At 67.6% G+C, this 26,973-nt stretch carries 22 protein-coding genes and 2 tRNA genes; 15 read left to right on the top strand and 9 right to left on the bottom strand.

The window, feature by feature from the left end:
* The first annotated feature begins 13 nt into the window (after positions 1 to 13).
* On the top strand, positions 14 to 1,825 hold the full coding sequence (locus tag WDJ57_RS13420) for a PAS domain S-box protein (protein ID WP_338901321.1): 1,812 nt from the start codon (positions 14 to 16) through the stop codon (positions 1,823 to 1,825).
* Positions 1,822 to 3,009, top strand: a complete 1,188-nt coding sequence (locus WDJ57_RS13415) for a sensor histidine kinase (RefSeq protein ID WP_338901320.1) — start codon at positions 1,822 to 1,824, stop codon at positions 3,007 to 3,009. The genes WDJ57_RS13420 and WDJ57_RS13415 overlap by 4 nt, the downstream gene beginning before the upstream one ends.
* 263 nt (positions 3,010 to 3,272) lie before the next feature.
* On the opposite strand, the gene WDJ57_RS13410 is transcribed toward WDJ57_RS13415, so the two are convergent.
* Positions 3,273 to 3,347: transfer RNA gene (locus tag WDJ57_RS13410), tRNA-Ile, on the bottom strand.
* Between the two features lie 104 nt (positions 3,348 to 3,451).
* On the opposite strand from WDJ57_RS13410, the gene sufU reads away from it, so the two are divergent.
* Positions 3,452 to 3,874 carry a Fe-S cluster assembly sulfur transfer protein SufU gene (gene sufU, locus WDJ57_RS13405; protein ID WP_338901319.1) on the top strand — a complete coding sequence of 141 codons (423 nt, stop codon included), beginning with the start codon at positions 3,452 to 3,454 and terminating at the stop codon, positions 3,872 to 3,874.
* Positions 3,875 to 4,044: 170 nt separating this feature from the next.
* Here the strand turns inward: sufU and pan2 are convergent, their stop codons facing one another.
* Both pan2 and pepF read right to left on the bottom strand, forming a co-directional pair.
* A complete protein-coding gene (gene pan2, locus WDJ57_RS13400) occupies positions 4,045 to 5,265 on the bottom strand; it encodes a proteasome-activating nucleotidase Pan2 (protein WP_338901318.1) in 1,221 nt (406 codons plus the stop codon).
* Between the two features lie 99 nt (positions 5,266 to 5,364).
* Positions 5,365 to 7,155 (bottom strand): oligoendopeptidase F, encoded by a 1,791-nt coding sequence (pepF, locus tag WDJ57_RS13395; RefSeq protein ID WP_338901317.1) that lies wholly within the window; start codon positions 7,153 to 7,155, stop codon positions 5,365 to 5,367.
* Positions 7,156 to 7,277: 122 nt separating this feature from the next.
* On the opposite strand from pepF, the gene WDJ57_RS13390 reads away from it, so the two are divergent.
* Positions 7,278 to 8,609 carry a M28 family metallopeptidase gene (locus tag WDJ57_RS13390; RefSeq protein ID WP_338901316.1) on the top strand — a complete coding sequence of 444 codons (1,332 nt, stop codon included), beginning with the start codon at positions 7,278 to 7,280 and terminating at the stop codon, positions 8,607 to 8,609.
* A gap of 37 nt (positions 8,610 to 8,646) precedes the next feature.
* On the opposite strand, the gene WDJ57_RS13385 is transcribed toward WDJ57_RS13390, so the two are convergent.
* From WDJ57_RS13385 to gpmI, 3 genes are all read right to left on the bottom strand, one after another.
* Positions 8,647 to 11,349 (bottom strand): PAS domain S-box protein, encoded by a 2,703-nt coding sequence (locus tag WDJ57_RS13385; RefSeq protein WP_338901315.1) that lies wholly within the window; start codon positions 11,347 to 11,349, stop codon positions 8,647 to 8,649.
* An 83-nt stretch (positions 11,350 to 11,432) separates the two neighbouring features.
* The gene (truA, locus tag WDJ57_RS13380) at positions 11,433 to 12,239 is read right to left on the bottom strand and encodes a tRNA pseudouridine(38-40) synthase TruA (protein WP_338901314.1); all 807 of its coding nucleotides are present in this window, start codon (positions 12,237 to 12,239) and stop codon (positions 11,433 to 11,435) included.
* On the bottom strand, positions 12,240 to 13,850 hold the full coding sequence (gpmI, locus tag WDJ57_RS13375) for a 2,3-bisphosphoglycerate-independent phosphoglycerate mutase (RefSeq protein WP_338901313.1): 1,611 nt from the start codon (positions 13,848 to 13,850) through the stop codon (positions 12,240 to 12,242).
* 88 nt (positions 13,851 to 13,938) lie between these two features.
* Here gpmI and WDJ57_RS13370 point away from each other — a divergent pair, with 88 nt between their 5' ends.
* The gene (locus tag WDJ57_RS13370; RefSeq protein ID WP_338901312.1) at positions 13,939 to 14,601 is read left to right on the top strand and encodes a helix-turn-helix domain-containing protein; all 663 of its coding nucleotides are present in this window, start codon (positions 13,939 to 13,941) and stop codon (positions 14,599 to 14,601) included.
* 7 nt (positions 14,602 to 14,608) lie between these two features.
* On the opposite strand, the gene WDJ57_RS13365 is transcribed toward WDJ57_RS13370, so the two are convergent.
* A complete protein-coding gene (locus tag WDJ57_RS13365; RefSeq protein ID WP_338901311.1) occupies positions 14,609 to 14,803 on the bottom strand; it encodes a hypothetical protein in 195 nt (64 codons plus the stop codon).
* 131 nt (positions 14,804 to 14,934) lie between these two features.
* Here WDJ57_RS13365 and WDJ57_RS13360 point away from each other — a divergent pair, with 131 nt between their 5' ends.
* Entirely contained in the window at positions 14,935 to 15,324 is a 390-nt protein-coding gene (locus WDJ57_RS13360) for a DUF7522 family protein (protein WP_338901310.1), read from the top strand.
* A 49-nt stretch (positions 15,325 to 15,373) separates the two neighbouring features.
* On the top strand, positions 15,374 to 16,624 hold the full coding sequence (locus tag WDJ57_RS13355) for a DNA double-strand break repair nuclease NurA (RefSeq protein WP_338901309.1): 1,251 nt from the start codon (positions 15,374 to 15,376) through the stop codon (positions 16,622 to 16,624).
* Here WDJ57_RS13355 and WDJ57_RS13350 read toward each other — a convergent pair.
* Positions 16,621 to 17,934: a glycosyltransferase family 2 protein gene (locus WDJ57_RS13350; RefSeq protein WP_338901308.1), complete on the bottom strand. Its 1,314-nt coding sequence runs from the start codon at positions 17,932 to 17,934 to the stop codon at positions 16,621 to 16,623. The genes WDJ57_RS13355 and WDJ57_RS13350 overlap by 4 nt on opposite strands.
* 233 nt (positions 17,935 to 18,167) lie before the next feature.
* On the opposite strand from WDJ57_RS13350, the gene WDJ57_RS13345 reads away from it, so the two are divergent.
* The 6 genes from WDJ57_RS13345 (at position 18,168) to WDJ57_RS13320 (ending at position 24,177) form a co-directional block, all read left to right on the top strand.
* The gene (locus tag WDJ57_RS13345) at positions 18,168 to 18,752 is read left to right on the top strand and encodes a 2Fe-2S iron-sulfur cluster-binding protein (RefSeq protein ID WP_338906299.1); all 585 of its coding nucleotides are present in this window, start codon (positions 18,168 to 18,170) and stop codon (positions 18,750 to 18,752) included.
* Positions 18,753 to 18,793: 41 nt separating this feature from the next.
* Positions 18,794 to 18,866, top strand: a tRNA-Arg gene (locus tag WDJ57_RS13340).
* A gap of 333 nt (positions 18,867 to 19,199) precedes the next feature.
* Entirely contained in the window at positions 19,200 to 20,441 is a 1,242-nt protein-coding gene (locus WDJ57_RS13335) for a hypothetical protein (protein ID WP_338901307.1), read from the top strand.
* A 270-nt stretch (positions 20,442 to 20,711) separates the two neighbouring features.
* The gene (gene katG, locus WDJ57_RS13330) at positions 20,712 to 22,850 is read left to right on the top strand and encodes a catalase/peroxidase HPI (protein WP_338901306.1); all 2,139 of its coding nucleotides are present in this window, start codon (positions 20,712 to 20,714) and stop codon (positions 22,848 to 22,850) included.
* 636 nt (positions 22,851 to 23,486) lie between these two features.
* The gene (locus tag WDJ57_RS13325; protein ID WP_338901305.1) at positions 23,487 to 23,816 is read left to right on the top strand and encodes a hypothetical protein; all 330 of its coding nucleotides are present in this window, start codon (positions 23,487 to 23,489) and stop codon (positions 23,814 to 23,816) included.
* Between the two features lie 115 nt (positions 23,817 to 23,931).
* Complete coding sequence (locus tag WDJ57_RS13320) at positions 23,932 to 24,177, top strand: hypothetical protein (RefSeq protein WP_338901304.1); 246 nt, start codon at positions 23,932 to 23,934, stop codon at positions 24,175 to 24,177.
* Positions 24,178 to 24,198: 21 nt separating this feature from the next.
* On the opposite strand, the gene WDJ57_RS13315 is transcribed toward WDJ57_RS13320, so the two are convergent.
* Positions 24,199 to 24,522 carry a YbjQ family protein gene (locus WDJ57_RS13315; RefSeq protein ID WP_338901303.1) on the bottom strand — a complete coding sequence of 108 codons (324 nt, stop codon included), beginning with the start codon at positions 24,520 to 24,522 and terminating at the stop codon, positions 24,199 to 24,201.
* A 127-nt stretch (positions 24,523 to 24,649) separates the two neighbouring features.
* On the opposite strand from WDJ57_RS13315, the gene WDJ57_RS13310 reads away from it, so the two are divergent.
* Both WDJ57_RS13310 and WDJ57_RS13305 read left to right on the top strand, forming a co-directional pair.
* Entirely contained in the window at positions 24,650 to 26,209 is a 1,560-nt protein-coding gene (locus tag WDJ57_RS13310; protein WP_338901302.1) for a cryptochrome/photolyase family protein, read from the top strand.
* On the top strand, positions 26,206 to 26,505 hold the full coding sequence (locus WDJ57_RS13305) for a hypothetical protein (RefSeq protein WP_338901301.1): 300 nt from the start codon (positions 26,206 to 26,208) through the stop codon (positions 26,503 to 26,505). The genes WDJ57_RS13310 and WDJ57_RS13305 overlap by 4 nt, the downstream gene beginning before the upstream one ends.
* The last annotated feature ends 468 nt before the right edge of the window (positions 26,506 to 26,973 follow it).

Below are 26,973 nucleotides of genomic sequence, written 5' to 3'. Positions count from 1 at the left end.
CGGGGGTGCCGTGATGACCACCCAGGACGAGTGTGCACCGGGCGTGGATAGCGGCCGGCCGGAGCGGCCGTATCCGGGACTGCTGGAGGCCGTCCCGGATGCCGTCCTGGTCACGGACGCGGCGACCGGCGATATCGTCGACACCAACGAGGCCGGCGCGGCGCTGCTGGGTCGGCCGCGCGAGGACGTCGTCGGAATGGCCCACGCCGAACTCTACCCGGCAGCGGAGTGGGACCGTCTCCGCGAGCACTTCGAGCCCGAGCGACGGAGTGACGGACAGACGCACGAGCTCCCCACCGGGTACGGCCCCGTCTCCGTCAGGACGGCCGAAGACGGACGAGTCCCGGTCGAAGTGACCGCGACAAAGGGTGGCGACGACGGCTCGCTCGTGCACGTCCACCTCCGCGACCTGCGCGAGCGGCTCGACCGCCAGCGGGCGTTCCGGGCGTTCATCGGGATGATTCCCGACAGGGCGGCCGTGTACGACGCCGACGGCGAGGCCCAGGAGATACTCGCGCGTCGCGGGTCCGAGCCGGCCGGGGTGGCGCCCGACGACGCGGTCGACGACCGCCACGCGCCCCCGGCCGACGAGCCGGAGCGGATTCGCGAACGCATCCGGCGGACCCTGGAACGGGGCGAACGCGAACAGTTCGAATTCCGGGCCACCCCGGAGGACGGAGCCGAACCCCGGTGGTTCGAGGCGCGGACGGCCCCGATTCCGCGGCCCGGCAGCGATGCCGAGCGGGTCGCCTGCCTGGCCCGTGACGTCACCGAGCGAAAGCGGCGGGAACAGACGCTCCGGAGTTTCCGCGAAGCCGTCGAGCAGGCCGGCCACGTCATCATGATTACCGACGCGGACGGGACCATCGAGTACGTCAATCCGGCGTTCGAGGAGGTCACGGGCTACGACGCGGCGGAGGCACTCGGGGAACAGCCGAGCCTGCTCAAGTCGGGCGCACACGACGACGCGACGTACGACGACATGTGGGAGACGATTCTGGCCGGCGACGTGTGGGAAGGCGAACTCGAAAACGAGCGCAAGAACGGCGAGCAGTACTACATCGAGCAGACCATCGCACCGATACCGGACGGCGAGGGGTCGGTCGACCGGTTCGTCGCCATCAACACCGACGTGACCGAACGGAAGCAGTTCGAGCGCCAGTTGCAACGCGAGCGCGACCGGCTGGAGACGTTCGCACGGACGATATCGCACGACCTCCGGAACCCCCTCACCGTCGCGCACAATTACGTCGAACTCGCGCTGGAGGAGGACGACGCCGAACGCCCGCTCGACCGGGCGCTCGATGCGCTGGAACGGATGGACCGGCTCATAGACGACGTGCTCACGCTCTCGAAACAGGGTCGGACGGTGGACGACCCGGAACCGGTCGACGTCGCGGCGGTCGTCGAGGACGCGTGGGAGCACACGCCGACGGCCGACGCCACGCTGGCGATTGATGACGACATCCGCGACGTGACCGTCGCGGGTGACCGCTCGCGTCTCTGCGAGGTGTTCGAGAACCTGTTTCAGAACGCCGTCGAACACGGCGGACCCGGGGTGACTGTCTCGGTGAAAAGCCATCCCGCGGCTACCGGCATCGTCGTCGAGGACGACGGCCCGGGCATCCCTCCGGGCCACCGCGAGCGGATTTTCGACAACGGACGAACGACCGTCGACAGCGGGAGCGGGTTCGGGCTGGCGATCGTCGACCAGATTATCCAGGCCCACGGCTGGGACGTCCGCGTCGGCGATTCCCTCCAGGGCGGGGCGCGGTTCGAGATTGTCACGTCCGGCACTCCCAGCGAACATTCAGCAGACAAATGACCGACGGTGCCCTCCTCCGGAGACTGTATCGAGCAGTCGTGAAGGGGTCTCGGCAAGCGGACGTCGCAGAGTGGTCCGCCGTGCTCGGCGTCGGCGTCGTCGGCGGTATCGGAGTCGCCACGCTGGCGATTCACCTCGTCGGGCTCGCCACCGTGGGCGAGGGACTGTTCAGCCTTTTCTCTGGTTCGGTTATCCCCGGACTGCTCTCGCTTCTGTTGCTGGTCATCGGCGTCTGGGTGTACCGCCAGCACTCGGGGCGGATGGCGCTGCGGGTCGGGAGCTGGTGTCTCGTCGGGGCACTCACGCTCACCGGCGTGAGTGCGATGTCGGTCGGCTACCAGAGCGCGAACGGAGTCTCGATGGTCGACGTCCGCTTCGTCGTCACCGCACACGCGACTGTCGGCGCGGTCCTGGGCTCGCTGGTCGGGATTTACGACCACCAGCGCCACCAGCGCGGGCGCCACCTCGAATCCGAACGGGAACGCGCGGAGAAGTTGAGTAACCGACTCACCATCCTGAACCGGTTCGTGCGACACGACATCCGCAACGTCGTCAACGTCGTCCAGGCCAACGCGACGCTCATCCTGGACGACGTCGAGGAGCCGGCCACGGCAGCGCGGACGATCAGGTCAAAGGCCGAGAAACTCCACAAGCGAAGCGACCGGGCGCGTCAGTTGCAGCAGTTGCTCGAACTCGAATCCAGAGGCAGGACCCGTGTCGACGTCTGCGACGTGCTGGAGTCGCAGGTGAGCCGGTTCGCGAAGGAGTACCCGGACGCCAGGTTCGAGGTGAACGTCCCCGAGTCGGCCCCCGTCCGTGCGGTCTCGCTCGTCGAAGACGCAGTCGAGGAACTCATCGAGAACGCAATCGAGCACAACGACGCGCCGACGCCACGGGTCGAGATAACCGTCACGTGGACACAGCACGGTTCCGTCGCGAACGGCGACGGGAAGACGGTCGTGCTCCGCGTCTCCGACAACGGCCCCGGTATTCCGGCGAACGAACTCGAACTGCTCCAGCGGGGGCTGGAGACCGAACTGGAACACTCGAACGGCCTCGGTCTCTGGTTCATCCACTGGGCGGTCCACGCGTCAGATGGTCGCATCGTGTTCGAGGAGAACCACCCCCGCGGCAGCACCGTCGAACTCAGACTCCAGCCTGCGTCCGAGCAGGTTGAGGTGTGAACCGGTCGCCACTCGGGCACCGTTCGCAGTAGGGCGGATTTGAACCCCGGTCGTTCCGCTTCGCTCCACTCCCTGCTTCAAACCCTCGTCGGCCACACAGACGGCGCTGGTGACTCGCTTGTCACAGTCGCCGTCAGAAGTGGGCCCGGGCGGATTTGAACCTCGGAAAGACGGTCGTTCGCTCCGCTCACGCTGCGTCTTTCCTGAACAAATCCTTCGGGCGTCACTGCGTCGCTCCTCACATCCGTTCGTCGCAGAAGCAGTGGGCCCGGGCGGATTTGAACCACCGCATACCCGGTTATGAGCCGGGGGCTCTTACCAGACTGAGCTACGGGCCCGCAGTGGAGTGCTTCCCGGTGGCCGAACTAAACTCTACCGTCTCGGCGTGCGACGGCCTCCCTCGGAAGTCTTTTCGGTCGGACCGCCGTAACGAGTGATAACAATGGGTATCGGCGGCTCCGACATGTACCGGCAGCAGATTCTCGACCACTACAAGAACCCGCGGAACTACGGGGAAATCGAGGACCCCACGTTCACCCACACCGGCGAGAACCCGATGTGCGGTGACACCATCGAGATGGACGTCGTGCTGGACGACGACGAGGAGACAATCGAACACGTCGCCTTCCGGGGCGACGGCTGTGCCATCTCGCAGGCCTCCGCATCGATGCTCTCCCAGGAGCTCGCGGGGATGCCAGTCGAGGACCTGCAGGCGATGGACCGTGACGACATCATCGACATGCTCGGCGTCGACATCTCCGTGATGCGCGTCAAGTGTGCCGTCCTGGCGGAGAAGGTCGCACAGGACGGCGTCGACATCTACTTCGGCGAGAAGGACCTCGACGAGACGACGACCGAAGACTGAAACACGGAAGTTTTCCGAGTCAGCGTATCTACCCGAAAAGCAACAGCATCCGGCGCGCGGAGCGCGCCGGTTCACTCCACGCGAGGCATCGCCGAGCGTGGAGCGAGTTTTTGTACTAAATTTTTGCGAGGAGTGGTTCGCGCTCAGCGCGAACCCGACGAGGTAAAAATTTAGGCGAACGCGATCGGCGTCCCGGCGGTGTCGTCCTCCTCGCGGACCTTCTCCAGGGCGTCCTCGAAGTCCGCCATGCGGACCGCGGTGCGCTCGTCGCGGATGGCGAACATGCCGGCCTCGGTCGCGAGCGAGGCGAGTTCCGCGCCGGAGAAGCCCTCGGTCTCGCCGGCCAGCATCGCCATGTCGACGTCGTCGTGAATCGTCATCTCCTGGGTGTGGATTTCGAGAATCTTCTTGCGGCCGTCCCAGTCGGGGTGGGGCACCTCGATGAGACGGTCGAAGCGGCCGGGCCGGAGGATGGCGCGGTCGAGCATGTCGAAGCGGTTGGTGGCCGCGATGATGCGAATCTCGCCGCGGTCCTCGAAGCCGTCCATCTCCGAGAGCAACTGCATCATCGTCCGCTGGACTTCTGCGTCGCCCGAGGTCTTCGATTCGGTGCGCTTGGCCGCGATGGCGTCGATCTCGTCGATGAAGATGACCGCCGGCTCGCGCTCGCTGGCGAGTTCGAACAGGTCCCGCACCAGGCGGGCACCCTCGCCGATGAACTTCTGGACGAGTTCAGAGCCGGCCATCTTGATGAAAGTGGCGTCGGTCTGGTTGGCGACCGCTTTCGCCAGCATCGTCTTCCCGGTGCCGGGCGGGCCGTGCAGCAGGACGCCCGACGGCGGTTCGACGCCCACGTCGACGAACTGCTCGGCGTTGATCAGCGGTTCCTCGACGGCCTCGCGGACCTCGACGATCTGCTCTTCGAGGCCGCCGATGTCGTCGTAGGTGACCTCGGGGCTGGCCGTGACCTCCATCGCCTGCGCGCGGGCGTCCGTCTCGGGGTCGAGGATGCTCTGGATGGAGAAGGAGTCGTTGATGGCGACGCGGTCGCCGGCCTCCAGGTCCTCGCGCAGCGTCGGCGAGACCTCCGTGAGCACCTCCTGGTTGTTGCCGTGCTGTTTGACGACGACGCCGTCGTCGGTCAGCTCCTCCGCCGTGGCGACGTACAGCGACGAGGATTTCAGCGTCTCGTTCTCCCGCTCCAGCCGGTCGGCCCGCTCCGTGAGGTCCTGCTGGCGGTCGCGGGCGGATTCGAGCTGGTCTTCGAGCTTGCTGTGCACGTTCACGAGCGCGACGTAGTGTTCCCTGAGCGCCTCCAGTTGCTCCTCGGCCGACATGTCGGGGTCGAGGTCGAGCCGCGGGCGCTCGGGAAGTGACGGACTGCGCGACATCTGATTGGTGAATGTTTACGGTCGCACGACATAGGTTCTTCGGCAGCGGACCCGGTTGCGTCGCCTGACGAGGGTCAGAAGTGTCGGGTCCGCCCCCACTCAGGACAGGCTGGCGAACTCGTCCAGGTACTCACCGTAGACCGACAGGGCCGAAGCGACGGCGTCGGGGTCGGTCATGTCGACGCCGGCCGTCTCCAGCAGGTCGAGCGGGTACTCCCGCGAGCCCTTGCGGAGGAAGTCGAGATAGCGCTCGGCGGCCGGCTCACCTTCATTGAGGATGTTTTCCACGAGGGCAACAGCCGCGGAGATGCCGGTCGAGTACTGGAAGACGTAGAATGCCCGGTAGAAGTGCGGGATGCGCATCCACTCGCGGGCGATGCGCTCGTCGAGTTCGGCGGGCGCGTAGTAGTCCCCCTTCAACTCGGCGTAGAGGTCGTTCAGCCGGTCCGGCGTCAGCGGTTCGCCGGCCTCGCTGAGTTCGTGGGCGCGGTGCTCGAACTCCGCGAACATCGTCTGGCGATAGAGCGTCGACCGGAACCGTTCGAGGTACTCGTTGAGGACGTGCCGGCGGAGTTGCTCGTCCTCGACAGTCTCCAGCAGGTGGTGGGTCAGCAGCGTCTCGTTGACGGTGCTGGCGATTTCGGCGATGAATATCTCGTAGTCCGCGTAGACGTAGGGCTGTTCCTCGCTCGCCAGTTCCGAGTGCATCGAGTGGCCGAGTTCGTGGGCCAGCGTGTACATCGACTCCACGTCGTCCTGGTAGTTCATCAGGATGTACGGCTGGGAGTCGTAGGTCCCGCCGGAGTACGCGCCCGACTGCTTGCCCTTGGTCTCGTAGACGTCGACCCACCGGGACTCCAGTCCCTCGGCCAGCCGGGACTGGTACTCCTCGCCCAGCGGCGCGACGGCGTCGACGACGTACTCGCAGGCCTCCTCGTAGGGCAGGTCCGGGCTCTCCTCGGTGACGAGCGGGACGTAGAGGTCCCACATCTGCAGGTCGTCGGCACCGACGGACTCCCGTTTGAGGTCGGCGTGGCGGTGGAGTTTGTCGAGGTTGTCCCGCACCGTGTCCACGAGCGTGTCGTACACCTCCGGCGGGATGTTCGGGCCGTGCAGCGACGCCTCGCGGGCGGTGTCGTAGTTGCGCGCGGCGGCCAGTTTCTCGTCGGTCTTGACGCTCTTGCGGTAGGCGGTGCCGACAGCGTTGCGCACGTCTGCCCACTCGTCGTAGAACGTCTCGTAGACGCGCCGGCGAAAGTCACGGTCGGGGTGTTTCTGCAGCGTCGTGAAGTTGTTGAGCGTGACCGGCTGGGCCTCGCCGTCGGGGTCCTCGACGGCCGGGAACTCCATGTCGGCGTTGGTCAGCATGTTGTAGATCTCGCCCGAGGCACCCGTAATCTCGCCGAGGTCGGCCAGCAGTTCCTCCACCTCCGCCGAGCGGGTGTGGGGTTTCATCCGCAACACGTCGTCGATGAAGTGGTCGTACTCGGCGAGGGCTGGCTCCTCCGCGGCCATCGACTCGAACTCGTCGCGGTCGAGTTCCTGCAGTTCGGGTTCGATGAAGGAGGATGCGCTCGCGGCCTCGGAGGACAGCGCCTGCGCGCGGGTCGCCATCGCCTGCGCGTCGTCGTCCCGGGTGTCCTCGTCCTTGCGCATGCGGGCGTAGGCGGCGACGTCCGAGACCTGTCGCATCACTGTCTCGTAGGTCTCCAGAGCCTCCCGCAGAGTCGCGGCGCTCTCGACAGTCCTGCCCTCGTAGGCACGGAGGTCGTCGAGCCGGTCCCGCGCCGCCTCGAAGGCCTCGGTCCAGTCCTCGTCGCTGGCAAAGAGCGAATCCAGCTCCCACTTGTACTCGTCTGCGATGTCCTCTCGTTCGGGAACGCTACTCATGCGGTCGAGTAGGGACCGGCCCGGCTAAAGACTTGCTTGCTGGCGGTCACGATAGGGGACGCGCACCCACGCCGGGAGCCGGTCGGCAGTACCGTTTTGCCGCCGCCGCTGGTAGACGATACATGGACGAATCCGTCGAGCGTGTCCTGGGGCGCGTCTGGCACGACGAGGCCCCGTGGGACCTGCTGAGTAGCCTGGCGGAACTCGACGACCGCTTCGGCGGCCACCCCGGGGAGGCCGTCGCCGCCGACCGCGTGGCAGACGCCTTCGAGACTGCCGGTCTCGCCGACGTACGACAGGACTCCTTCGAGTTGCTGCGGTGGACGCGCGGGTCGACGACGCTGACTGTCTCGACCGACCGTGGCGAGCGCACCTTCGAGGCCCTGGCGCTGCCGTACTCCCCGTCCGGCGACGTCTCGGGACCGCTGGTCGACGTGGGACACGGCCTCCCGTCGACCGTCGCCGAGCGCGACGTCGAGGGAGCCGTCGTCGTCGCCAACGTCGAGACGCCGCAAGACGCCGACCGCCGGGTCCACCGGATGGAGAAGGTCGGCCACGCCGCCGAGGCCGGGGCCGCCGCCTTCCTCTTCGTCAACGACCGGCCCGGGCAACTCCCGCCGACGGGGGCGCTGCGCTTCGGCGACGAGGCGGCCATCCCGGGCGTCGGCGTCTCCGCCGAGACCGGTGCGTGGCTCCGCGAGTACGCCGACGAGGGCGCGACGGCACACGTCCGGGTCGAGGCGACGACCGACCGCGCGGAGAGCCAGAACGTCCGTGCGGCGCTGGGCCCCGAGACCGACGACGCGGTGCTCGTCCTCGCGCACTACGACGCCCACGACGTGGGCGAGGGGGCGCTGGACAACGGCTGTGGCGTGGGCGTTCTGGTGGGGGCGGTCCGCGCGCTCGCACGCCTCGACCTGGAGTGTCGCGTCGAGGTAGCGGCGACGGGGTGTGAGGAAGTCGGGCTCCTGGGCAGCGAGGCGCTGGCCGAGCGAATCGACACCGACCGCCTGCGGGCCGTCGTCAACGTCGACGGCGCGGGCCGGTTCCGGGACCTCCAGGCGTTCACCCATGCCTCCGGCAGCGTCCGGCACGTCGTGGAGTCCGTCGCCGCGGCCGCCGACCAGCCGGTCGGCATCCGGCAGCGTCCCCACGCCTACAGCGACCACTGGCCGTTCCTGCGCCGGGGCGTCCCCGCGGTGCAGTTGCACAGCGCCCCGGCCGACGACGACGGGCACTGGACCCGCGGGTGGACCCACACCCGCGCCGACACCCGCGAGAAGGTCGACCGCCGGAACGTCCGCGAGCACGCGATGCTCGCGACGCTGCTCGTGCGGGCGCTGACCGAGCAGGAGGTGGCCGTCGACACGGCGACGGTCCGGGAGCACCTGGACGCCGCCGGTGCCGAACCGGGCATGCGCGCGGCGGGGGTCTGGCCGAGCGACTGGGAGTGACGAGCGCCGGGGACGAGCGCCCGGGAGTGAGACGGCGCTACTCGGTCGTCCCGTCGGCGTCGACGCCGGGAGCGGCCTGGAGTTCGATGGTCACGACGCTCCCCGTCGGGTCGCCGTCGGTGAACGAGAGCGTGCCGCCGGACTGGCGGATGATCCAGTAGACGAGCCACAGCCCCAGCCCGCTCCCGTGGTACAGCGGTTCGAGTTCCTCCTCGCCGAGCAGCACGTTCCGTTCCATCTCGGGGATGCCCGGACCGTTGTCCGCGACGTCGATGGCGACGGTGTCGCCGTCCCGGGTAACCGAGACCGACACCTCCGGGCGGTCCGCGTCGTTGTGGACGATGGCGTTCTCGACGAGTTCGTCGAGGGCCCGGCTGAACTGGCTGGTCGCCAGCGCGGTGACCCCGTCGGGAACGTCGACGTCGACTGCCGCGTCGGGGTAGTCCGTCGACGTCGAGGTTGCCGTCCCCTCGACGAGGGCCGAGACGTCGAGTGGCCGCCGCTGGAAGTTCTCCGAGAGGACTTTCGTAATCGCTCGCTCCTTGTCGACGAGCGCCGAGAGTTCCGACGTCTTCGCGACGATGTGTGTCGCCTCGTCGGCGATCTCGGGCGGGGCCGCTGACTCGATGGTCTCCGCCCGCCCCCGGATGACGTTCAGGTCGTTGTTGAGGTTGTGCCGCAACACCCTGTCGAGGACCTGCAACTGCTGTTCGCGCTCCCTGCGCTCGGTGACGTCCTGCTGGAAGCCGACGTAGTTGGTGACCGACCCCGTCTCGTCGGTGACCGGCGCGATGGTGACCCGGTTCCAGAACTCGGAGCCGTCCTTCCGGTAGTTCCGGAGGGTGACAGACACCGGCTCCTCCCGGTCGACCGCCTCGCGCATCGCCGCGACGGCCTCGGCGTCCGTCCCCTCCCCCTGGAGGAACCGGCAGTTGCGCCCGACGATCTCCGACTCGTCGTAGCCGGTCAGTTCCTGGAACCGGTCGTTGGCGTGGACGATCGGGTTGTCCTCCCGGTCCGGGTCGGTGATGACGAAGCCGATCGGGGCTTCGGTGATGGCCCGCGTCATCACCCGGAGGTCCTCCTCGCGCTCCTTGCGCTCGGTGACGTCCGTCTGGATGGCGACGAACTCCTGTGGCTCGCCCTCGTCGTCGAGAATCGGGGCGATGGTCTGGTGCGCGTAGTAGAGTTCGCCGTCCGCGCGCCGGTCGGTTATCTCCGCCTCCCAGGGCTCGCCGTCGAGCAGCGTCGCCCACAGCTGTTCGTAGTACTCCTCGGGCATCTCGCCGGACTTGAGGATTCGCGGCGTCTTCCCCACTGCCTCCTCGCGGCTGTAGCCCGTAATCTCCTCGAAGGCGGGATTGACGTACTCGATTTCGCCGTCGGCGTCGGTGATGTAGACGCCCTGTCCGGCCGACTCGACCGCCCGCTCGAACCGGCGCAGGACGCGTTCGCGGTCGCGCTGCTCTGTCATGTCCCGCGTTATCACCGTGAACCCGCGCAGCGTCCCGTCGTCGTGGAGCGCGGTGACCGTCACCGCGCCCCAGAACCGCGAGCCGTCCTTGCGGACGCGCCAACCCTCCTTCTCGCAGCTGCCCTCCTCGGCGGCGACCGCCAGCGTCGTCGCGGCGTCGGGTTCGGCATCCGGCGGGTAGAACGTCGAGACGTGCTCGCCGAGTATCTCGTCGCTCGTGTACCCCCCCAGCCGGCGGGCGCCCTCGTTCCAGCTAACGACGGTGCCGTCGGTGTCGAGCCGGAAGATGGCGTACTCCTCGACCTCGTCGACGAGCCGGCGGAACCGCTCGCGCTCGTGGGCGAGCTGGTCGCGGACCTCGACCGCGTGGAAGGCGTGCGCGATGTCGTCGCCGACCTCGGCCAGCAGCGCACGCTCGTCGTCGTCGAAGGCGTGGGGGCGTGCGGCGTAGACGTTCAGGACGCCGTAGCGGGTGTCCTGGTAGACCAGCGGGACCGCGGCCACCGACTGATAGCCCCGTTCGAGGGCCGCCTCGCGCCACGGCTCGAACGCCGGGTCCTCCTGGATGTTCTGCGTGATGGCGACGTCGCACTCCCGAAGCGCCGACCCTGCCGGTCCCCAGCCCGTCGGACCGTCGTCGGTCGTCACGGTCACGTCGTCGAGGTAGCCGCGCTCGCTACCCGCCCACGTCGTGGGCTCCAGCCGCTCGGTCTCCGGGTCGACCTCGCCGATCCAGACGAACTGGTAGGGGTCGGCCCCGGCCAGGATGTCACAGACGCGGGACTCGATTTCGTCCCGCGTGGTCGCGCGCACGAGCGCCTGGTTGACGTCGCGGACGAGCGTCCGGATGCGTTCGAGCCGGGCCGTCCGCTCGATGGCGCGGTAGCTCTCGACGACGGTGACGATGCGGTTCGCGAGCAGGTCGTACTGCTCGGCGCTGCCGTCCCGCGAGAAGTACTCCGTCGCGCCCGCGGAGATGGCGTCGCTGGCGACCGCCTCCGACCCGTCGTCGGTGAACAGCACGAACGGGAGGTCCGGCCGGACCTCGCGGACGGCGTCGAGAAACGCCAGCCCGTCCCTGTCCGGGAGGTGGTAGCCGCTGAGGATGCAGTCGACCGGGTGCTCGTCGAGGTACGCCAGCCCGGCCCGCGCGCTCTCTCTAGTGACGACCGAAAAGCGGTCGTACACCTCCTGGAGCGCTCGCGCCGTCCGGGTCGCGGCGTCGCCGTCCGCCTCGACGTGCAGGACCCGTATCGACTCGGCCATTGCCGGAGCATTTGCCCCCAGCCGCAAAACCGTTTCCAGTCGAACGCGCCCGCTGGGCCCGCTACCGTCCGTTCTGCTGACACCTACGGCGGTCCACAGTCGGCCAGCACGCCGGTTACGCGGGCCATCGTCGCGTGCTCGACACGCCGCGTCTCGAACACCTCGCGGGCGCTCGCGAGCGCCGCGTCGTCGACCGCGAAGTCCAGGCCGGGATAGGTCACGTCGGTCAGCACGAGCGGGTGCGCCGGCGCGGGGGCGACCCCCTCCGGCCCCGCCAGTGGGTCGTCGCCGAGCACGGCGTCGATGCGGTCCGTTCCGGCCTGGCCGCGGGCGACCTCCGCGACCACTGCGACGACCCGGCGGACCAGCTGGCGGGCGAAGCCGCCCGCCCGGAGGCGAACGACGAGGAAGGGGCCGTCGCGCTCGACCGCTCCGTCGAGGTCCCTGACCGTGCCCGCGTCGTCGGGCGTCAGGTTGTGGAAGTCGTGTTCGCCCGAGAGCCGGACAAGCGCGTCGCGGGCGCGCTCGGCGTCCGCCTCCGGTGCGTGGAGGTGGTAGGTGTACACGCGCGCGACGGCGTCGTGAGTCGCGTGGAAGTCGCCCGGCGCGTCGGCGCTGGCCCAGGCCCGCACGTCCGCCGGGAGTTCGCTGTTGAACGCCGCCGGCGTGAGCCACTCGGGAGCCTCGAAGGCCACCGTTTGCGCGACGGCAGAGACGCCGGCGTCGGTGCGACCCGCGGCGGCGTAGCCCGCCGGCGCGTCGGCGTCGCCGGCCAGGACGTCGAGGTCACGCAGCGCGTCGAGAAGTGCGTCCTCGACGGTGTGGACGTCCGGCTGGCGCTGGAAGCCGTGGAACGGCCGGCCGTCGTAGGCGACGCGGTAGGCGCGCATCTACTGGAGGAGTGACTCGCCGGTCATCTCCGGCGGTTGCTCGATGCCCGCCAGCGCCAGCATCGTCGGCGCGACGTCCGCGAGCGTCCCGCCTGCGCGGACCTCCCGGCCGCCGTCGCTACCGTCGCTCGCGGCTCCACCGCTCGCGCGTTCGGAGTCACGTCGTGACTCCCCGTCGGGAGAGAGGTAGACGAACGGCACCGGGTTCGTCGTGTGGGCGGTGTGGGGTTCCTCCTCGGTACCCATGTCGTCGGCGTTGCCGTGGTCGGCGGTGACCAGCACGTGCGCGCCGGCCGCCTCCAGCGCCTCGACCAGCCGACCGAGTTGCTCGTCGACGGCCTCGACGGCGGCGACGGCGGCGTCGAAGTCGCCGGTGTGGCCGACCATGTCGGGGTTGGCGTAGTTGAGCACCAACGCGTCGGGGTCCTCGGTCTCGACGACCTCGATTGCCGTATCGGTCACCTCGGGCGCGCTCATCTCCGGTTGCAGGTCGTAGGTCGGCACGTCCGGGCTCTCGACGATTTCGCGGATTTCGCCGTCGAACTCCACCTCGCGGCCGCCGTTTAAGAAGTAGGTGACGTGGGCGTACTTCTCGGTCTCCGCGATGCGCAGTTGCGTCCTGCCGGCGTCGGACAGCACCTCCCCCAGCGTGTTCGTCGGCTGTCGCGGCGGGAAGGCGACGGGCACGTCGAAGGTGGCGTCGTACTCGGTCATCGTCACCAGGCGCACGTCCGGGGGATGGGTCTCGAACGCCCAGTCGTCGGGACGGATGTCGGCGAGCAGTCGGGTCAACTGCCGGGCGCGGTCCGACCGGAAGTTCACGAAAATCGCGGCATCGCCGTCCGCCATCGCCGGCGCCCCCTCGACCAGCGTCGGCTCGACGAACTCGTCGGTGTCGCCGCGCTCGTAGGACTGCTCGGCCGCTTCGACGGCGGAGGCGGCGGTGTGGTCGGCCTCCCGGTTCACGATGGCGTCGTAGGCGCGGCGGGTCCGGTCCCAGTTCTGGTCGCGGTCCATCGCGTAGTACCGCCCGGTGACCGTCGCCACGTCCCCGGTGCCGCGCTCGGCGGCGTGGGCCGCCAGTTCCCCCAGGTAGCCAGCGCCGCCTTTCGGCGCGGTGTCGCGGCCGTCGGTGAAGGCGTGGGTGACCGCCTCGACGCCCTGCTCGGCGGCCAGGTCGACGAGCGCGTGGAGGTGGTCCTGGTAGGAGTGGACCCCGCCGTCGGAGACGAGGCCGAGGAGGTGGAGGCGGCCGTCGTTGTCGGCGGCGTAGTCGAGCGCCGACTGGATGGCCTCGTTCTCGTCTATCGGCGGGTCGCCGGAGTCGACATCTGCAGGTGCTTCGTGTTTCCACCGGGCGATGGCGTCGCTGACGCGCGCCGACTCCTGCGTGACGACGCGGCCGGCCCCGATGTTGAGGTGGCCGACTTCGCTGTTGCCCATCTGTCCCTCCGGGAGGCCGACGCGGCGGCCGTGCGTCTCCAGCGTGCCGAACGCGCCGGTCTCGCGGAGGCGGTCGAAGGTGGGTGTGTCGGCGGCGGCGACGGCGTCACGGGCGTCCGCGTCGGGGTTCAGCCCCCAGCCGTCGAGGATGACGAGCCCTACGTCCATACCAGTGCGTGGCGAGCGCGGCCCGAGACACTTTCGGTCCAGGGGGCCGACCGTTATGTGTCCCGGCCCGCTGTGGACGGACGAGAGGATGCGCTACCTGGAAGTCGAAATCGACCAGCCCCCCACGGAGCGGAACCCGATGCACGACTTTCTCGTCGCCCACGACGAGTACGCGGCCGCGCGCCTGCTCGCCCGGGAGCGGTACGACGACGCCCACGCGCTGCTGTTCCACGTCGAGGGGCCCGAGGAGCCCTACCGGAGCGCGCTGGAGGAACGGGCCGCCGTCGAGGCGTACGCGCTGGACACCTGTCCCGACGACTCGTTCTACCTCTACGTCCGGGAGGCGCTGACCACCGACGACCGCGAGTTCTCCGAGGCGTTCGCACAGCCGGGACTGCTGCTCGTGATGCCCGTCGCGTACCGGGCCGACGGGACGGTGGGGGTGACCGCCGTCGGCCCCGCCGACGCCGTCCAGTCGGCGGTGGAGGCGGTTCCCGGGACGATGGGGGTGGAGGTGCTCGCGGTCGGGGAGTACCTCGCCGGCCGGGTGGACAGCCGCCTCGAACTCACGCAGCGGCAGTTCGACGCCGTCGAGGCGGCCGTCGAAACGGGATACTACAGCGCGACGCGGGAGGCGACGCTGTCTGCCGTCGCCGAGCGGCTGGATTGTTCGACGGGGACGGCCGCGGAACTGCTCCGGCGCGCCGAGCGGACCGTGATGGCGAACCTCGTGGACAGCGGCCCGTTCTGAGACGGGACTACCGCGGCCGCTGGCCCGACGGCGGCCCCTGCAGAAGCTTGTTGCCCGACCCGCAGTGGGGGCACAGCGACTCGTCGGCCCCGTAGTACCGGCCGCAGTTGCGACAGCGGGCGCGTCTGTCCGCAGTGCCGTCAGTCGTCTCCGTCCCTTCGGTGCCGGTCGTCCACGTCTTGACTGCCGTGAGGATTCCCATAGCAGGTGACGATTGGTGCGTTCGGACTGTCGGCTCGTCGCCTCAGGCGTGACCGGGGTTTATATAGGCGTCGGCCCCCGGGGGTGGCCGCGAACATCGGAGTTATGTGTCCGGGCCGTGAGTGTCAGGACATGGAATCGGAACTGCTGTCGGACGAGCAGGCTGAACACATCGTCACCACGGCCCGGACGGCGACAGGGGACAGCCTCCGCTCGGTCACCTACTTCACGCGGTCGGATTTCGACCAGCTCTATCTGCGCGAGGACCTCGAACGCGACGCCGACCTCAACACCTTCGTCGGCCACGAGTGGCGGGGCTACCGCGAGACGCAAAACGCCTACCAGAACTCCGAACTCGGCCGCTACAAGTTCACCGTCCGGGCCTTCGAGAACGGCTACCTCCTGCGGGTGGCCGCCGACCGGAAGGGCGTGCTCATCACGACCGACGGGCTCTCGATGCAGAGCTACGAGGAGATCGCCGAGGCGCTCCAGCGGATGCTCGCAGAAGACTCCGGGCAGTGAGGCAGTCCGTGCCCCCGGTACTTTTGTGACGAGCACCGAATAGGCCGTCATGACACTCGACCCCGTCCACGTGGACGGCATCGCGCAACTCGCCGGCCAGGTCGGCGAGGACGTCGACGACACCGACCACGGCGACATCGCCGACCGCGCCTGGGCGGAATTTCTGGACCCGCTGTACGACGGCGAGGACGTGGTTCTGGAGCCGCTGGACGCGGTGCAGCGACACATGGTCCCCGTCGAGGACATCGCGCTGACCGACACGGCCTTCCCGACCCAGCACGGCCTCGACGCCGGCACCATCAACCCGACGACGTTCAAGAACGGGCTGGTACTGGACGTTTCGCAGGCGGCGATGGCCGCCGTCCCCTCCGACGTCGAACTGCACCGCGGGCGGACCATCGTGATGACCGTCCACACGAACGACCCGAGCGTCGACGTCCACGACGACTGGCGCGGCGGCGACCGCGGCTACGCCCGCCGGCGGGTGTTGCACGCCCCCCGCGTCGACCGCTACGAGCAGACTGTCGTCCACGCGCTGGCGCTGTACCTGGCCGAGAGCGAACACGCCATCGAGCAGGCCGGCGTCGTCGACGACCTGCTGGTGCTCGACGGCCCCATCTACCCGACTGGACTGTTGAAGTGGAGCGAGCGCGACCCCGAGCTCCGGCGGTTGCTGACCGAGGAGGAACAGCCCCGCGACGTGGTGGCGAACTACCTCGAACTGGTCGAGATATTCGCCGAGCGGGAGGTGCCGCTCGTGGGATTCGTCAAGAACAGCGCCTCGAAGGCGATTACGCGGACGCTGCGCTCGAAACTGGGGGCGCCGTGGGTCAACGACGACGCCTTCTTCCGGCGCGTGCTGGAGCGACTCGACGACGACGGCGACCCGAAGACCGACCACCTGACCTTTACCAACTGGTTCCGCTCGCGCGTGGGGACGGACGGGATGCTCTGTGACGGGTCGCTGTCGGTCGACCACGAGCGCGCGCTCGACGCCGAGGCCTACGAGGTGACCTTCTTCGTCGTCTACGACCCCCGCGACGACCTGATATACCGCGTCGAAGCGCCGTACGCGTTCACGCGCGAGGCCGACCTGCGGGCGGACCTGACGACGCACCTCCTCTCGGAGGTGGCCGGCGAGCGCGGTCCGCCGCTCCCGGTCGGAAAGGCCGACGAACTGGCCCGAATCGACCGGCAGGGGAAGAAGACGCTCCGGCGGCGCATCGAACGGGAGTTCGACACGACCGAGCAGGGGACGTACAACGACAAGCGGTGGAACGCCGTCGAGGAGTTCCTCTAGGCCTTCTTGGAGACCCGGTACCACTCGCCGCTCCAGGAGAACACGTACTCGAAGACGGCCTTGATGGCCGACAGGCTGTAGATGGGCAACAGAAGCGGCACCAGCAGCCAGACGTACGTGGGGGCGCTGACGAGTCCGCGCCGGTAGTCGTGCCAGTGGATGGCCAGCGTCACGCCGGTGATTGCCGCCATCGGCGCGACGAACAGGGCACCGGAGCCGGCGACGACCAGCACCGCGAACTTCGAGAGGATGGTCAGCATGAGCAGGCTCCCGACGACGGTGCTCGCGCCGATGGCGACCGAGAAGAGGTTCCGGTAGTCGGTCACCGGGCGGATGGTGGCGATGAGGCGGTGGAGGACCTGCGCGTAGCCGGTCATCCAGCGCTTGCGCTGGCCCCACCAGTCCGTGATGTTGTGGGCGGCGTCGATGCGGGAGGGGGCGTCGAGCAGTTCGCGCACGTCCAGGCGGTTCCGGTAGCACTGGTAGGCGAAGAAGAAGTCCTCGGTGAGCATCTCCTCGTCGTAGCCGCCGACGGACTCCAGCGCCTCGCGGCGCATGACGACGGCGCGGGAGGCGGCCATCTTGAAGTCCGTGAAGACGTAGAGGATTCGCCGCGAGACGTAGCTCAGCAGGACCGACTCGTAGTAGGCGAGCGACTCCATGAAGCCGTCGGGTTCGGGGACGGTCCGCCCCTGGACCACGTCGGCGTCCTGGAGTTTCGCGACCGCGAGCGAGAGGAATCCCTCGTGGACGAGTTCGTCGGCGTCGTGGATGGCGACGTACTCGCCGTCGGTCCGGGAGACGGCGTAGTTGATGGCACCGGCCTTCGAGCCGGGCTTTTCGGTGTTTATCAGGTAGTCGACACCGTCGAGCGAGGCGAGTTCCTTCGCCCGCTCGATTGTCGGCGCGTCGTCAGGTTCGCAGACGACGAGGATGTCGAGGTCCTGGTAGTTCGAATTCCGGAGGCTCCGGACGCTCCGGTCGAGCACTGCTGCGTCGCGGTACACGGGGACGATGGCGGTGACCGTGCCGGCGTCGTGGAGGGGGTCGTACCGGCACGAACGGGCGGACCAGCCCGCGAAGACGGCCGCCGACGAGAGGATGAACGCGGCGAACGAGAGCACCGCGAACTCCGCCTGCAGGAGGCCGATAGCGAGGACAGCGACGAAGAGGTCCAGCCTGACTTCCATCAGGACGAATCCGGCCTCGTAGCCGAACAGGAGGACACCCGCCGCCAGGAGGGCGAAGCCGGTCCGACCGGCCCAGCCACGTACCGCTGGCATCAACCGCTGTAATTGTTCGGGGACCATACCATCACGAATCACTGACACGACAGCTAATAAAAGGACGTGATTCGATCGGACAGATTTCTCCCGATTGACATTGACGGCGTCAAGAAGACTGCACGTCGGCGCGGGGGCTGCGCAGAAACAACAGTTAATTATACCGTTGTTCCATACCGGCGTACATGAACAGAGACGCCATTCTAATCGGCGGTGCCCTGCTGTTGTGGGTCGTTTTCCTTGGCTTCTGGTGGAACGACTTGGTCCAGCTGACATCGGTTGGCGTCATCACGGGCGTCGTGTTCACGTCTGTGGCCGTGCTCCTGCACTACTCGAAGGGAACCGAGTGGAAACCCGCCGAGGACATCTCTCAGGAAGTCCTCGAACGGCGCGCGAAATCCGTGCCGGAGACGGACTTCCCCGAGCCCATGAACCGCTCCATCGGCGGCGGCGGTGCCGTCGGCGCCGTCGGTGCCGGCGAGGGCGGCGCGGAACTCGAAGAGGGCGAGGAAGAGGATGCGGGCTTCGACCCCGCCGCCATCCCGGAGGACGAAATCGAGGTCTACGACATCGAGTTCGCCAAGGAGGGCACGACCATCGAGGTGGCGAACAACGAGACGCTGCTCGACGCCGGCGAGGACGAGGGCTGGGACCTGCCCTACGCCTGCCGCGAGGGCTCGTGTCTCTCCTGTGCCGGCCACATCGCGGACGGCGACGCCCACGACTACATCCGCCACGCCAACAACGACACCCTCAGCGACGAGGAGATGGACAACGGGTACTGCCTGACCTGCACGGCCTGTCCCACGGACAGTTTCACGCTGGAGACCAGCGAGTCGCCGTAGGTCACAACGGTTTTATTACGCTGTTTGTTACTGTGCTTCGAGGGCGGCTAGTTCAGCGGACAGAACGCCTGGTTCCGGACCAGATGGTCGGGGGTTCAAATCCCTCGCCGCCCGTGCAGCGAACGAAGTGAGCGAACCGGCAGCGAGGGATTTTGAACTACGGAACGAGCGACCGTCGTGAGCGAAGTTCAGGTGGTTCAAATCCCTCGCCGCCCGCTTTCTGCGACGAACGGACGTGAGGAGCGAAAGCGCCACCGAGGGATTTGAATTAGAACACGAGGGAGCGAAGCGACCGAAGTGGGCGTGGTTCAAATCCCTCGCCGCCCGCTTTCTGCGACCAATCCCGGGCTGGAGTCTATTCGCCACCGACCCGTTGTGTACCGGAACTAAATCTCGGGCCACCCCTCGTGACCGAACACTCTTGGGGAGGGTGTCCGAAGGCCAGCTATGTCGAGTGCGGCCTCGCTGACGGAACCGCACGTGCTCGCCCAGACGAAGGAGCATCTCTTTCCAGAGACCAGCGAAGACACGTACGTCGTCGCCGACACGCAGTTCGCACAGGAACGTTGGATCGACGATCAGCCAATAGAGGAAGTCATCAAGTCGACGCTCGCTCCGTTCAATCACGTGCAGGTCGGCTCCGGGTATCCCGACCTCGTCGGTGTGCGGCATCTCGACGACGACTTCCTCGCAGTCGACCGACTCGGTGAGGACCCGCCACTCGTCGCAATCGAAGCGAAGGGATACACCAGCGGCGGGGTCGACGTGGAGCGTGGCGTCGTGCAGGCACACGACCGTCTGCATGAAGCCAACGTCGCGTACGTCACTGCACCCGCCGGTGCGATCACCCAGTCTGCGCAGACGCTCGCGCGGGAACTCAACGTCGGCGTCCTCGGCGTGACTCCCGACGGCGACCTCCGCGTCCTCGAACGACCACGCGTCGTCGGCAACCGGACAGCCGACGAGGCGACTGCAATCCGGTTCCAGGCCAGCGCGCAGGGCGTCGCCGACAAGAACTTCGGACTCAACCACCCCAAGAACTACCTCGCAGTTCCGCTGGCCGTCTCCCACGAGAGCGATGCGCGCGCACTCGTCGAGGAACACGTGGTTGGTGCCGTCGACAGCGCCTTCCAGGGTGCCGAGTTTCTCGGACTCGTCGACCATCTGGACGATCAGTTGACGCCGCTGGGCCGTGAAGTCGTGCGGTTTGCGCTTCGGGAATACACGTCGCTGGACGCCGCTCTGGGCGCGTTCGAGCAGTGGAAGCGGTCGCGGAAGCGCTTCATCGACGTCGCGCCGAAGTGGGGCGAACTCACGCGGCGTGTGGTCTTTGCCTATCCGGCGACCCAGTTGCTCGTCGAGGAACTCCAGCAGATGTACGTCGACGGCATCGAGAGTCCGTCGCTCGTCGAACTCGTCGAGTGGCTCCACGTCCACCACCCGACGTTCACCGTGGAACTGTTTCTGCGGGGTGACGACGACGTTCGAGAGCGGGCGCTCACCGGCGACGGAAACCTTCGAGCGAGCGTTCTCGAAGATGGCACCGCCTACCACTCGCCGACCGTCTTCCAGCTGAAAGCGATGCTCTACCACGCCGGCATCCTCACCGAGCGTGGTGCCGAGCCGTCGAATCTGGAACCCGAGGCGGACGAGTGGCGACTCCGGGAACCCCTCTCGAAGCGCAAGTAGCAGTCACTGCCGAAGGGTTCCCGAACCGTCCGGATCACTCTGTCAGTAGCGTTCGAGCACGCTGGAGAGAACTGGTCTCGTCTCGGGTACGGGCGTTGCTTGCCGCAGTTCGAGTCTGCTATGTCGTCCGTCTCGGAGACGGCATACAGGCTCCAGAGCCCGAATCTGTCGTCGGCAGAGATTGACGAATCCAGTATATTTCTTGGAGTGCGACCAAGATTTCCTCCCGGATGGACACCCTTAAGATGTGAAAGCGGCAACCATCAACGTATGAATGGGTCCGACCATGACTGGTGGCCGAATCAGCTGAAACTGGATATGCTCGACCAGAACGCACAGCAGGCCGAGCCGCTGGGTGAGGACTTCGACTACGCGGAGGAGTTCCAGAAGCTCGACCTGGAGGCCGTGAAGGAGGACATCGAGGACGCGTTGACGACGTCCCAGGAGTGGTGGCCGGCCGACTACGGACACTACGGGCCGCTCATCATCCGGATGGCGTGGCACAGCGCCGGTACGTACCGCACCACCGACGGCCGCGGCGGGGCCTCCGGCGGCACGCAGCGTTTCGCACCCGTCAACAGCTGGCCCGACAACGCGAACCTCGACAAGGCGCGTCGCCTGCTCTGGCCGGTCAAACAGAAGTACGGCCGCAAACTCTCGTGGGCCGACCTGCTGGTGCTTTCCGGCAACGTCGCGATGGAGTCGATGGGCTTCGAGACGTTCGGCTTCGCCGGCGGACGCGAGGACGCCTGGGCGCCCGACGAGGGTGTCGACTGGGGCCCGGAAGAGGAGATGATGGCGGACAAGCGCCACGACGAGGAGGGGAACCTCCAGGGCGACCTCGCCGCCGACCACATGGGCCTGATTTACGTGAACCCCGAAGGCCCCGGCGGTGAGCCGGACCCCGAGGAGTCGGCGAAGTACATCCGACAGTCGTTCGACCGGATGGCGATGAACGACGAGGAGACGGTCGCACTCATCGCCGGCGGACACACGTTCGGGAAGGTCCACGGTGCCGACTCCGACGACAACCTCGGCCCCGAACCCGAAGCAGCTCCCATGGAGAAGCAGGGGCTGGGCTGGGAGAACGAGTTCGGCGAGGGCAAGGGCCCCGACACGATTACCAGCGGCATCGAGGGCCCGTGGACGGACGCGCCGACCAGCTGGGACATGGGCTTTCTCGACAACCTGCTCAACCACGAGTGGGAGCCCGAGAAGGGCCCCGGCGGTGCCTGGCAGTGGACGCCGGTCGACGACGACCTCCACGAGAGCGTGCCGGACGCCCACATCCCCGACGAGATGGTCGACCCCATGATGCTGACGACGGATATCGCGCTCAAGCGGGACCCGGACTACCGGGAAATCGTCGAGCGCTTCCACGAGAATCCCGAGGAGTTCCGGGAGACCTTCGCGAAGGCGTGGTACAAGCTCATCCACCGCGACATGGGCCCGCCGTCCCGGTTCCTCGGCCCGGAGGTGCCCGACGAGGAGATGCTCTGGCAGGACCCCGTCCCCGACGCCGACTACGGCCTCATCGGGGAGGAGGCGATTGCCGACCTCAAAGCCGAGATTCTGGAGTCGGACCTCTCGGTCTCCGAACTCGTCAAGACCGCCTGGGCGTCGGCGTCGACGTACCGCGACAGCGACAAGCGCGGCGGGGCGAACGGTGCTCGCATCCGTCTCGAACCCCAGCGGAACTGGGAAGTGAACGAGCCCGAACAGCTGGAGACGGTGCTTTCGACCCTCGAAGAGATTCAGGCGGAGTTCAACGACACGCGCTCGGACGGGACGCAGGTTTCGCTCGCGGACCTCGTCGTGCTGGGCGGTGCTGCGGCCATCGAGCAGGCGGCGGCAGATGCCGGCTACGACGTCGAGGTGCCGTTCGAGCCCGGCCGGACCGACGCCTCCCAGGAGCAGACCGACGTCGAGTCGTTCCAGGCGCTCAAGCCGGACGCCGACGGGTTCCGGAACTACGCGAGTGACGACCTCGACCGCCGGATCGAGGAGGCCCTGGTGGACAAGGCGGCCCTGCTGAATCTGACGCCCGACGAGATGACGGTACTGGTCGGCGGCATGCGGGCGCTGGACGCCAACTACCAGGGGTCCGACCTCGGTGTCTTCACCGACCAGCCGGAGACGCTGACCAACGACTTCTTCGTGAACCTGCTCGGCATGGACACCGAGTGGGAACCGGTCTCGGAGGAGCGAACCGTCTTCGAGGGGTACGACCGCGAGACGGGCGAGCTGAAGTGGAAGGGGTCCCGCGCGGACCTCATCTTCGGGTCGCACTCCCGGCTCCGGGCCATCGCGGAAGTCTACGCCAGCGACGACGGCGAGGAGCAGTTCGTGCACGACTTCGTGGACACGTGGACCAAAGTGATGACCCTCGACCGCTTCGACCTGGAGTGAGCGGACCGGAGCGCTCCCGCGTCGACGGGCGGACGCCCCGGTGAGACGCAGCGGCACGAGACAACCTTTTTGAAGCGGTCTGGACGGTGTGGAAGTTGCTCTCGACAGCGGCGTCCCCGCCGCCGGAGTGCCGTCGTCGATAGTGTCACCCGGCCAGTGGCCGGCGGACCCCGGCGGGCCTGATATAAATGTCCCCGTCCAGTTGCGGCGCAGGTGTAAGGAGGGGCGGACGCGACGTTCGGGTGTGACCCAGTGTAGCCACACCAGAAAGGACGTGCAGAACAAGATGACCGACGCCGGGAAGCACGAGATGGTCGTCGTCTGCCGTTCGTGTGAGACTGTTCTCTGGGGACTCTGAGCGGCCGGTCCGGCAGGAGAGGGTGCGCGTCACTCGACGCGGGACACGTCCCGACCAGCGGAACCGCCGCGGGGGTCCCGTTCGTCACCGCCGGCGAACCGGTCGCGAGGGTACGCAATCGTGAAGCCACCGGTCAATTGCGGGGATGGCGTGCTCGTCGCCGAACGTGCCACCGTCTGTACAGACCGGTAGCCGATACGGTAATATCTGATGGGTCAGCTGGCGTCGATGTGAGAGAGAGAGAAATACTTTTTATCGTATGTGCGCAGGTCTGTGATATGAGCGACGAAGACAGCGAGAATGGAGACAACGTGTCGGTATCAATGGAGATTACGGGCAACTATGAGGACGTCATAACCAAATTGCGCTCCGACGAGTCCGAACCGGAGACGCTCAAGCCCTTCACGCACGACCTGGAAATTCTGCTGGAGACGGTCACCCAGATGGGCGGCGGGACGCGCAGCGCAATCGCGCAGGAACTCCCGTCGGACATGACCGTCACCTACGACGCGCAGGCGGTCGTCGAGACGATGCAGGTCCTCGAGCGCTACGACCTCGTGGTGCTGGAAGGCAACACCTGGAAGCCGGGTCCGAAACTGCAGACGTAGCGGGGACGAGAGTCACGTTTCGACGCCCGCGGCTGGAGCGGCTGGAGCCGACGAATCCCGGCGTCCCGCAGGAATTGGGCGAAAGGGCTGACCGACCGGAGCCCGTATCGCCGGTGTGACCCACGACCGGATTCACGCACGGGAGCCGACCCACGACGCCGACCGCTGGACGGAGGGGACGGTCGTCGACATCGGTGAGCGGGACGGTCACTGCGTCGTGACCGTCGAGACCGACGGCGAGCGGACCGAACTGACGACGACGCTGGCGGTCCGGGACCTGTTCGTCTCGCGGCTGGACATCGAGGAGGGAACCTCGCCGGTCGGCGAGCGCGTCTGGTACCGGAAGAAAGGCGGCAGGTGAGCCGCGTCGCCGGTCGTCCGGCTATCGGGTCCGGACGGCGGTGCCGGCGACGTTCACCCAGAGCATCCCCTCGGCCATCTCCTCGTAGTCGAAGGAAGCGCCGACGACGGCGTCCGCGCCGAGTTCCGTCGCCTCCTCGCGGATGTCCTTCAGCGCCTCGTTGCGTCCCGTCTCGATTTTCTTCTCGTAGGAGCCGCTGCGCCCGCCGACGACGTCGCGGATGCCGGCGGCGATGTCGCTGACGACGTTCGCGCCGATGACCGCCTCGCCGGAGACGACGCCGAGGTACTCCGTGACCTCCCGGCCGTCGAGACCGTCCGTGGTCGTGATGGTGATGTCTGCCATGCGCGACTCTTTTCGACGGGAGGCAACATAAACCCGGATTGAGAGTTGCAGACCCGGCACATCCCCGAAGCTGCGTCTCTGTCCGGAGCCGGCGGGGAGTTATGCCGCTCGCGGCCCTAGGGTGGCCATGCGACAGCCGACGGTCGGCGACCCGCCGGAGTACGCGCTGGGCGACGACGACGTCCCCTGGGTGCTGGGCACGCAGTTGAACGAGCGGTCCGGGCCGCTCGCCCGCGCGCCGGCGGGGAGCCGGGTGCTCATGATAGAGGCGCACGGCTTCGCCCGACGGCTCCCCTACCACCACCACAAACTGACGCTGGTCTTCGCCGCGATGCGGCAGTTCCGTGACCGCCTGCTGGAGACCGGCTACGACGTGACCTACCTCCAGACGGAGACGTTCGGCGAGGGCTTCGAGCAGTTCTTCGCCGACAATCCGGACGCGACGCTGGTGGCGATGGAATCACCGAGCCACGGGTCGGGCGAGCGGTTCGCGGACCTGGTCGCGGACGCCGGCGGTGGCCTGCGCCTCGTCGAAAACGAACTGTTCGCCAGCACGCGGGCGGCCTTCGACGAATGGGCCGACGGGCGCGATGCGTTCCGCCACGAGCAGTTCTACCGCTGGATGCGCCGCGAGTCGGGCGTCCTGATGGCAGACGGCGAGCCGGTCGGCGGCGAGTGGAACTACGACGACGAGAACCGCCAGGTCCCGCCGGACGACTGGGAAGCGCCGCCCGTCCCCGAGTTCGACTACGACGCGGTCACGGCGGAGACGGCGGCGTGGGTGTCCGAAGCGTTCGATACCTGGGGCAGCACCGAGGACTTCTGCTGGCCGGTGACGCGCCGGCAGGCCCGCGACCAGCTTGCCCACTTCGTCGACCGGCGGCTGCCGGAGTTCGGCCCATATCAGGACGCGATGCGGGCCGACGACTGGGCGATGGCCCACGCGCTCCTGAGTCCGGCGGTGAATCTCGGCCTGCTGCACCCGCTGGAGGTCGTCGAGGCCGTCGAGGCGGCCTACCGCGAGCGCGAGGACGTCCCGCTCAACTCCGCCGAGGGAGTCATCCGGCAGGTGCTGGGCTGGCGGGAGTTCGTCCGCCACGTCTACCGCCACACCATGCCAGCGCTGGCGACGGCCAACCAGCTGGAGGCCGACCGGGACCTCCCCGACCTGTACTGGAGTGGCGAGACCGATATGCACTGCCTGTCGGAGACGATAGACGACGTACACGCGCGCGGGTACGCCCACCACATCCAGCGGCTGATGGTGCTCGCCAACTTCGCGACGCTGTGGGGCGTCGAACCGGCGCAACTCAACGAGTGGTTCCACGCCACCTACGTCGACGCCTACCACTGGGTCACGACGCCGAACGTCGTGGAGATGGGCCAGTTCGGCCACGGCGTCTTCGCGACGAAGCCGTACGTCTCCTCGGCCAACTACGTCGACCGGATGTCCGACTACTGCGGGGACTGCCGGTATTACAAGACGAAGGCCACCGGCGAGGGTGCCTGCCCGTTCAACGCGCTGTACTGGGACTTCCTCGACCGCAACGAGGAGCGCCTGCGGCGCAACCACCGGATGGGGCTGATGTACAGCCACGTCGACGCCAAGCAGGAGTCGGGCGAGATGGCGGCGATACGCGAGCGGGTCGCAGACCTGCGTGCGATGGCGGCCGCCGACGAGCTATGACGACGACGTGTGCGCTGTGCCAGCGGGTCGTGCCCGACGAGCGCATCCCGGACCCGCAGGTCGTCCAGGAGCACCACCTGGTACCCGAGAACCGCAAGGACAGTCCGACGGTGCTGCTGTGTCGGCCCTGCCACAAGCAGATTCACGCCCTCTTCAGCAACGCGGAACTCCGCGAGGAGTACGACACCATCGAGGCGCTGCGCGAGGCGGAGCGGCTGGCGGACTACGTCGAGTGGATTCGCGGCACGGAGAAACTCGATATCAAGGTGGCGACCAGCGACCGCCGCGACGGGTGACCGTGTCCGGAGTCGCCGTGACGCTGCGACCGGCGCGCGAATCGACGTTCGTCGCATTCGAGTGTCAATACCCCGGAGACCGTCAACTTCGGCACGAGTTCGAAACCCTCGTGGCAAATTCTGTCGCTATTTCATGGACGAACGGGCAGAAGATTTAATATACACTGGACACACAGTGGGTGTATGGAGGAAAAGAAGGACACAACGACACGAGTCCAACCGAGTACTGAGTACAGCCGCAACCGCCCGTCGATGTACGAGCCGGTACTTCGGGGGAAACTCACAGAGTAGGCCACCCGTCCTCGTCCCAGCCAACTGCCTGTTTCCGCCCGTGTGCTGTTTTCGTCACGTTTTCTGTATTCCCAACGCCGACACCGAGCGACGCGACTCTCCCTGCCGGAACGCACGGCGTTCGTGTCATACAGTCGTCGAGTGTCCACCGAGTCCGCCGAGAGCGCGAGAAAATCG

The organism is Salinibaculum sp. SYNS191 (assembly GCF_037338445.1).
Lineage (GTDB): Archaea > Halobacteriota > Halobacteria > Halobacteriales > Haloarculaceae > Salinibaculum > Salinibaculum marinum.
This window is presented reverse-complemented; position numbering and strand designations above follow the sequence as displayed.

Excerpts from the sequence above, each read along its gene's own strand:
- WDJ57_RS13420 (WP_338901321.1), top strand. The coding sequence starts at position 14 with ATGACCACCCAGGACGAGTGTGCACCGGGCGTGGATAGCGGCCGGCCG.
- WDJ57_RS13415 (WP_338901320.1), top strand. The coding sequence starts at position 1,822 with ATGACCGACGGTGCCCTCCTCCGGAGACTGTATCGAGCAGTCGTGAAG.
- sufU (WP_338901319.1), top strand. The coding sequence starts at position 3,452 with ATGGGTATCGGCGGCTCCGACATGTACCGGCAGCAGATTCTCGACCAC.
- pan2 (WP_338901318.1), bottom strand. The coding sequence starts at position 5,265 with ATGTCGCGCAGTCCGTCACTTCCCGAGCGCCCGCGGCTCGACCTCGAC.
- pepF (WP_338901317.1), bottom strand. The coding sequence starts at position 7,155 with ATGAGTAGCGTTCCCGAACGAGAGGACATCGCAGACGAGTACAAGTGG.
- WDJ57_RS13390 (WP_338901316.1), top strand. The coding sequence starts at position 7,278 with ATGGACGAATCCGTCGAGCGTGTCCTGGGGCGCGTCTGGCACGACGAG.
- WDJ57_RS13385 (WP_338901315.1), bottom strand. The coding sequence starts at position 11,349 with ATGGCCGAGTCGATACGGGTCCTGCACGTCGAGGCGGACGGCGACGCC.
- truA (WP_338901314.1), bottom strand. The coding sequence starts at position 12,239 with ATGCGCGCCTACCGCGTCGCCTACGACGGCCGGCCGTTCCACGGCTTC.
- gpmI (WP_338901313.1), bottom strand. The coding sequence starts at position 13,850 with ATGGACGTAGGGCTCGTCATCCTCGACGGCTGGGGGCTGAACCCCGAC.
- WDJ57_RS13370 (WP_338901312.1), top strand. The coding sequence starts at position 13,939 with ATGCGCTACCTGGAAGTCGAAATCGACCAGCCCCCCACGGAGCGGAAC.
- WDJ57_RS13365 (WP_338901311.1), bottom strand. The coding sequence starts at position 14,803 with ATGGGAATCCTCACGGCAGTCAAGACGTGGACGACCGGCACCGAAGGG.
- WDJ57_RS13360 (WP_338901310.1), top strand. The coding sequence starts at position 14,935 with ATGGAATCGGAACTGCTGTCGGACGAGCAGGCTGAACACATCGTCACC.
- WDJ57_RS13355 (WP_338901309.1), top strand. The coding sequence starts at position 15,374 with ATGACACTCGACCCCGTCCACGTGGACGGCATCGCGCAACTCGCCGGC.
- WDJ57_RS13350 (WP_338901308.1), bottom strand. The coding sequence starts at position 17,934 with ATGGTCCCCGAACAATTACAGCGGTTGATGCCAGCGGTACGTGGCTGG.
- WDJ57_RS13335 (WP_338901307.1), top strand. The coding sequence starts at position 19,200 with ATGTCGAGTGCGGCCTCGCTGACGGAACCGCACGTGCTCGCCCAGACG.
- katG (WP_338901306.1), top strand. The coding sequence starts at position 20,712 with ATGAATGGGTCCGACCATGACTGGTGGCCGAATCAGCTGAAACTGGAT.
- WDJ57_RS13325 (WP_338901305.1), top strand. The coding sequence starts at position 23,487 with ATGAGCGACGAAGACAGCGAGAATGGAGACAACGTGTCGGTATCAATG.
- WDJ57_RS13315 (WP_338901303.1), bottom strand. The coding sequence starts at position 24,522 with ATGGCAGACATCACCATCACGACCACGGACGGTCTCGACGGCCGGGAG.
- WDJ57_RS13310 (WP_338901302.1), top strand. The coding sequence starts at position 24,650 with ATGCGACAGCCGACGGTCGGCGACCCGCCGGAGTACGCGCTGGGCGAC.
- WDJ57_RS13305 (WP_338901301.1), top strand. The coding sequence starts at position 26,206 with ATGACGACGACGTGTGCGCTGTGCCAGCGGGTCGTGCCCGACGAGCGC.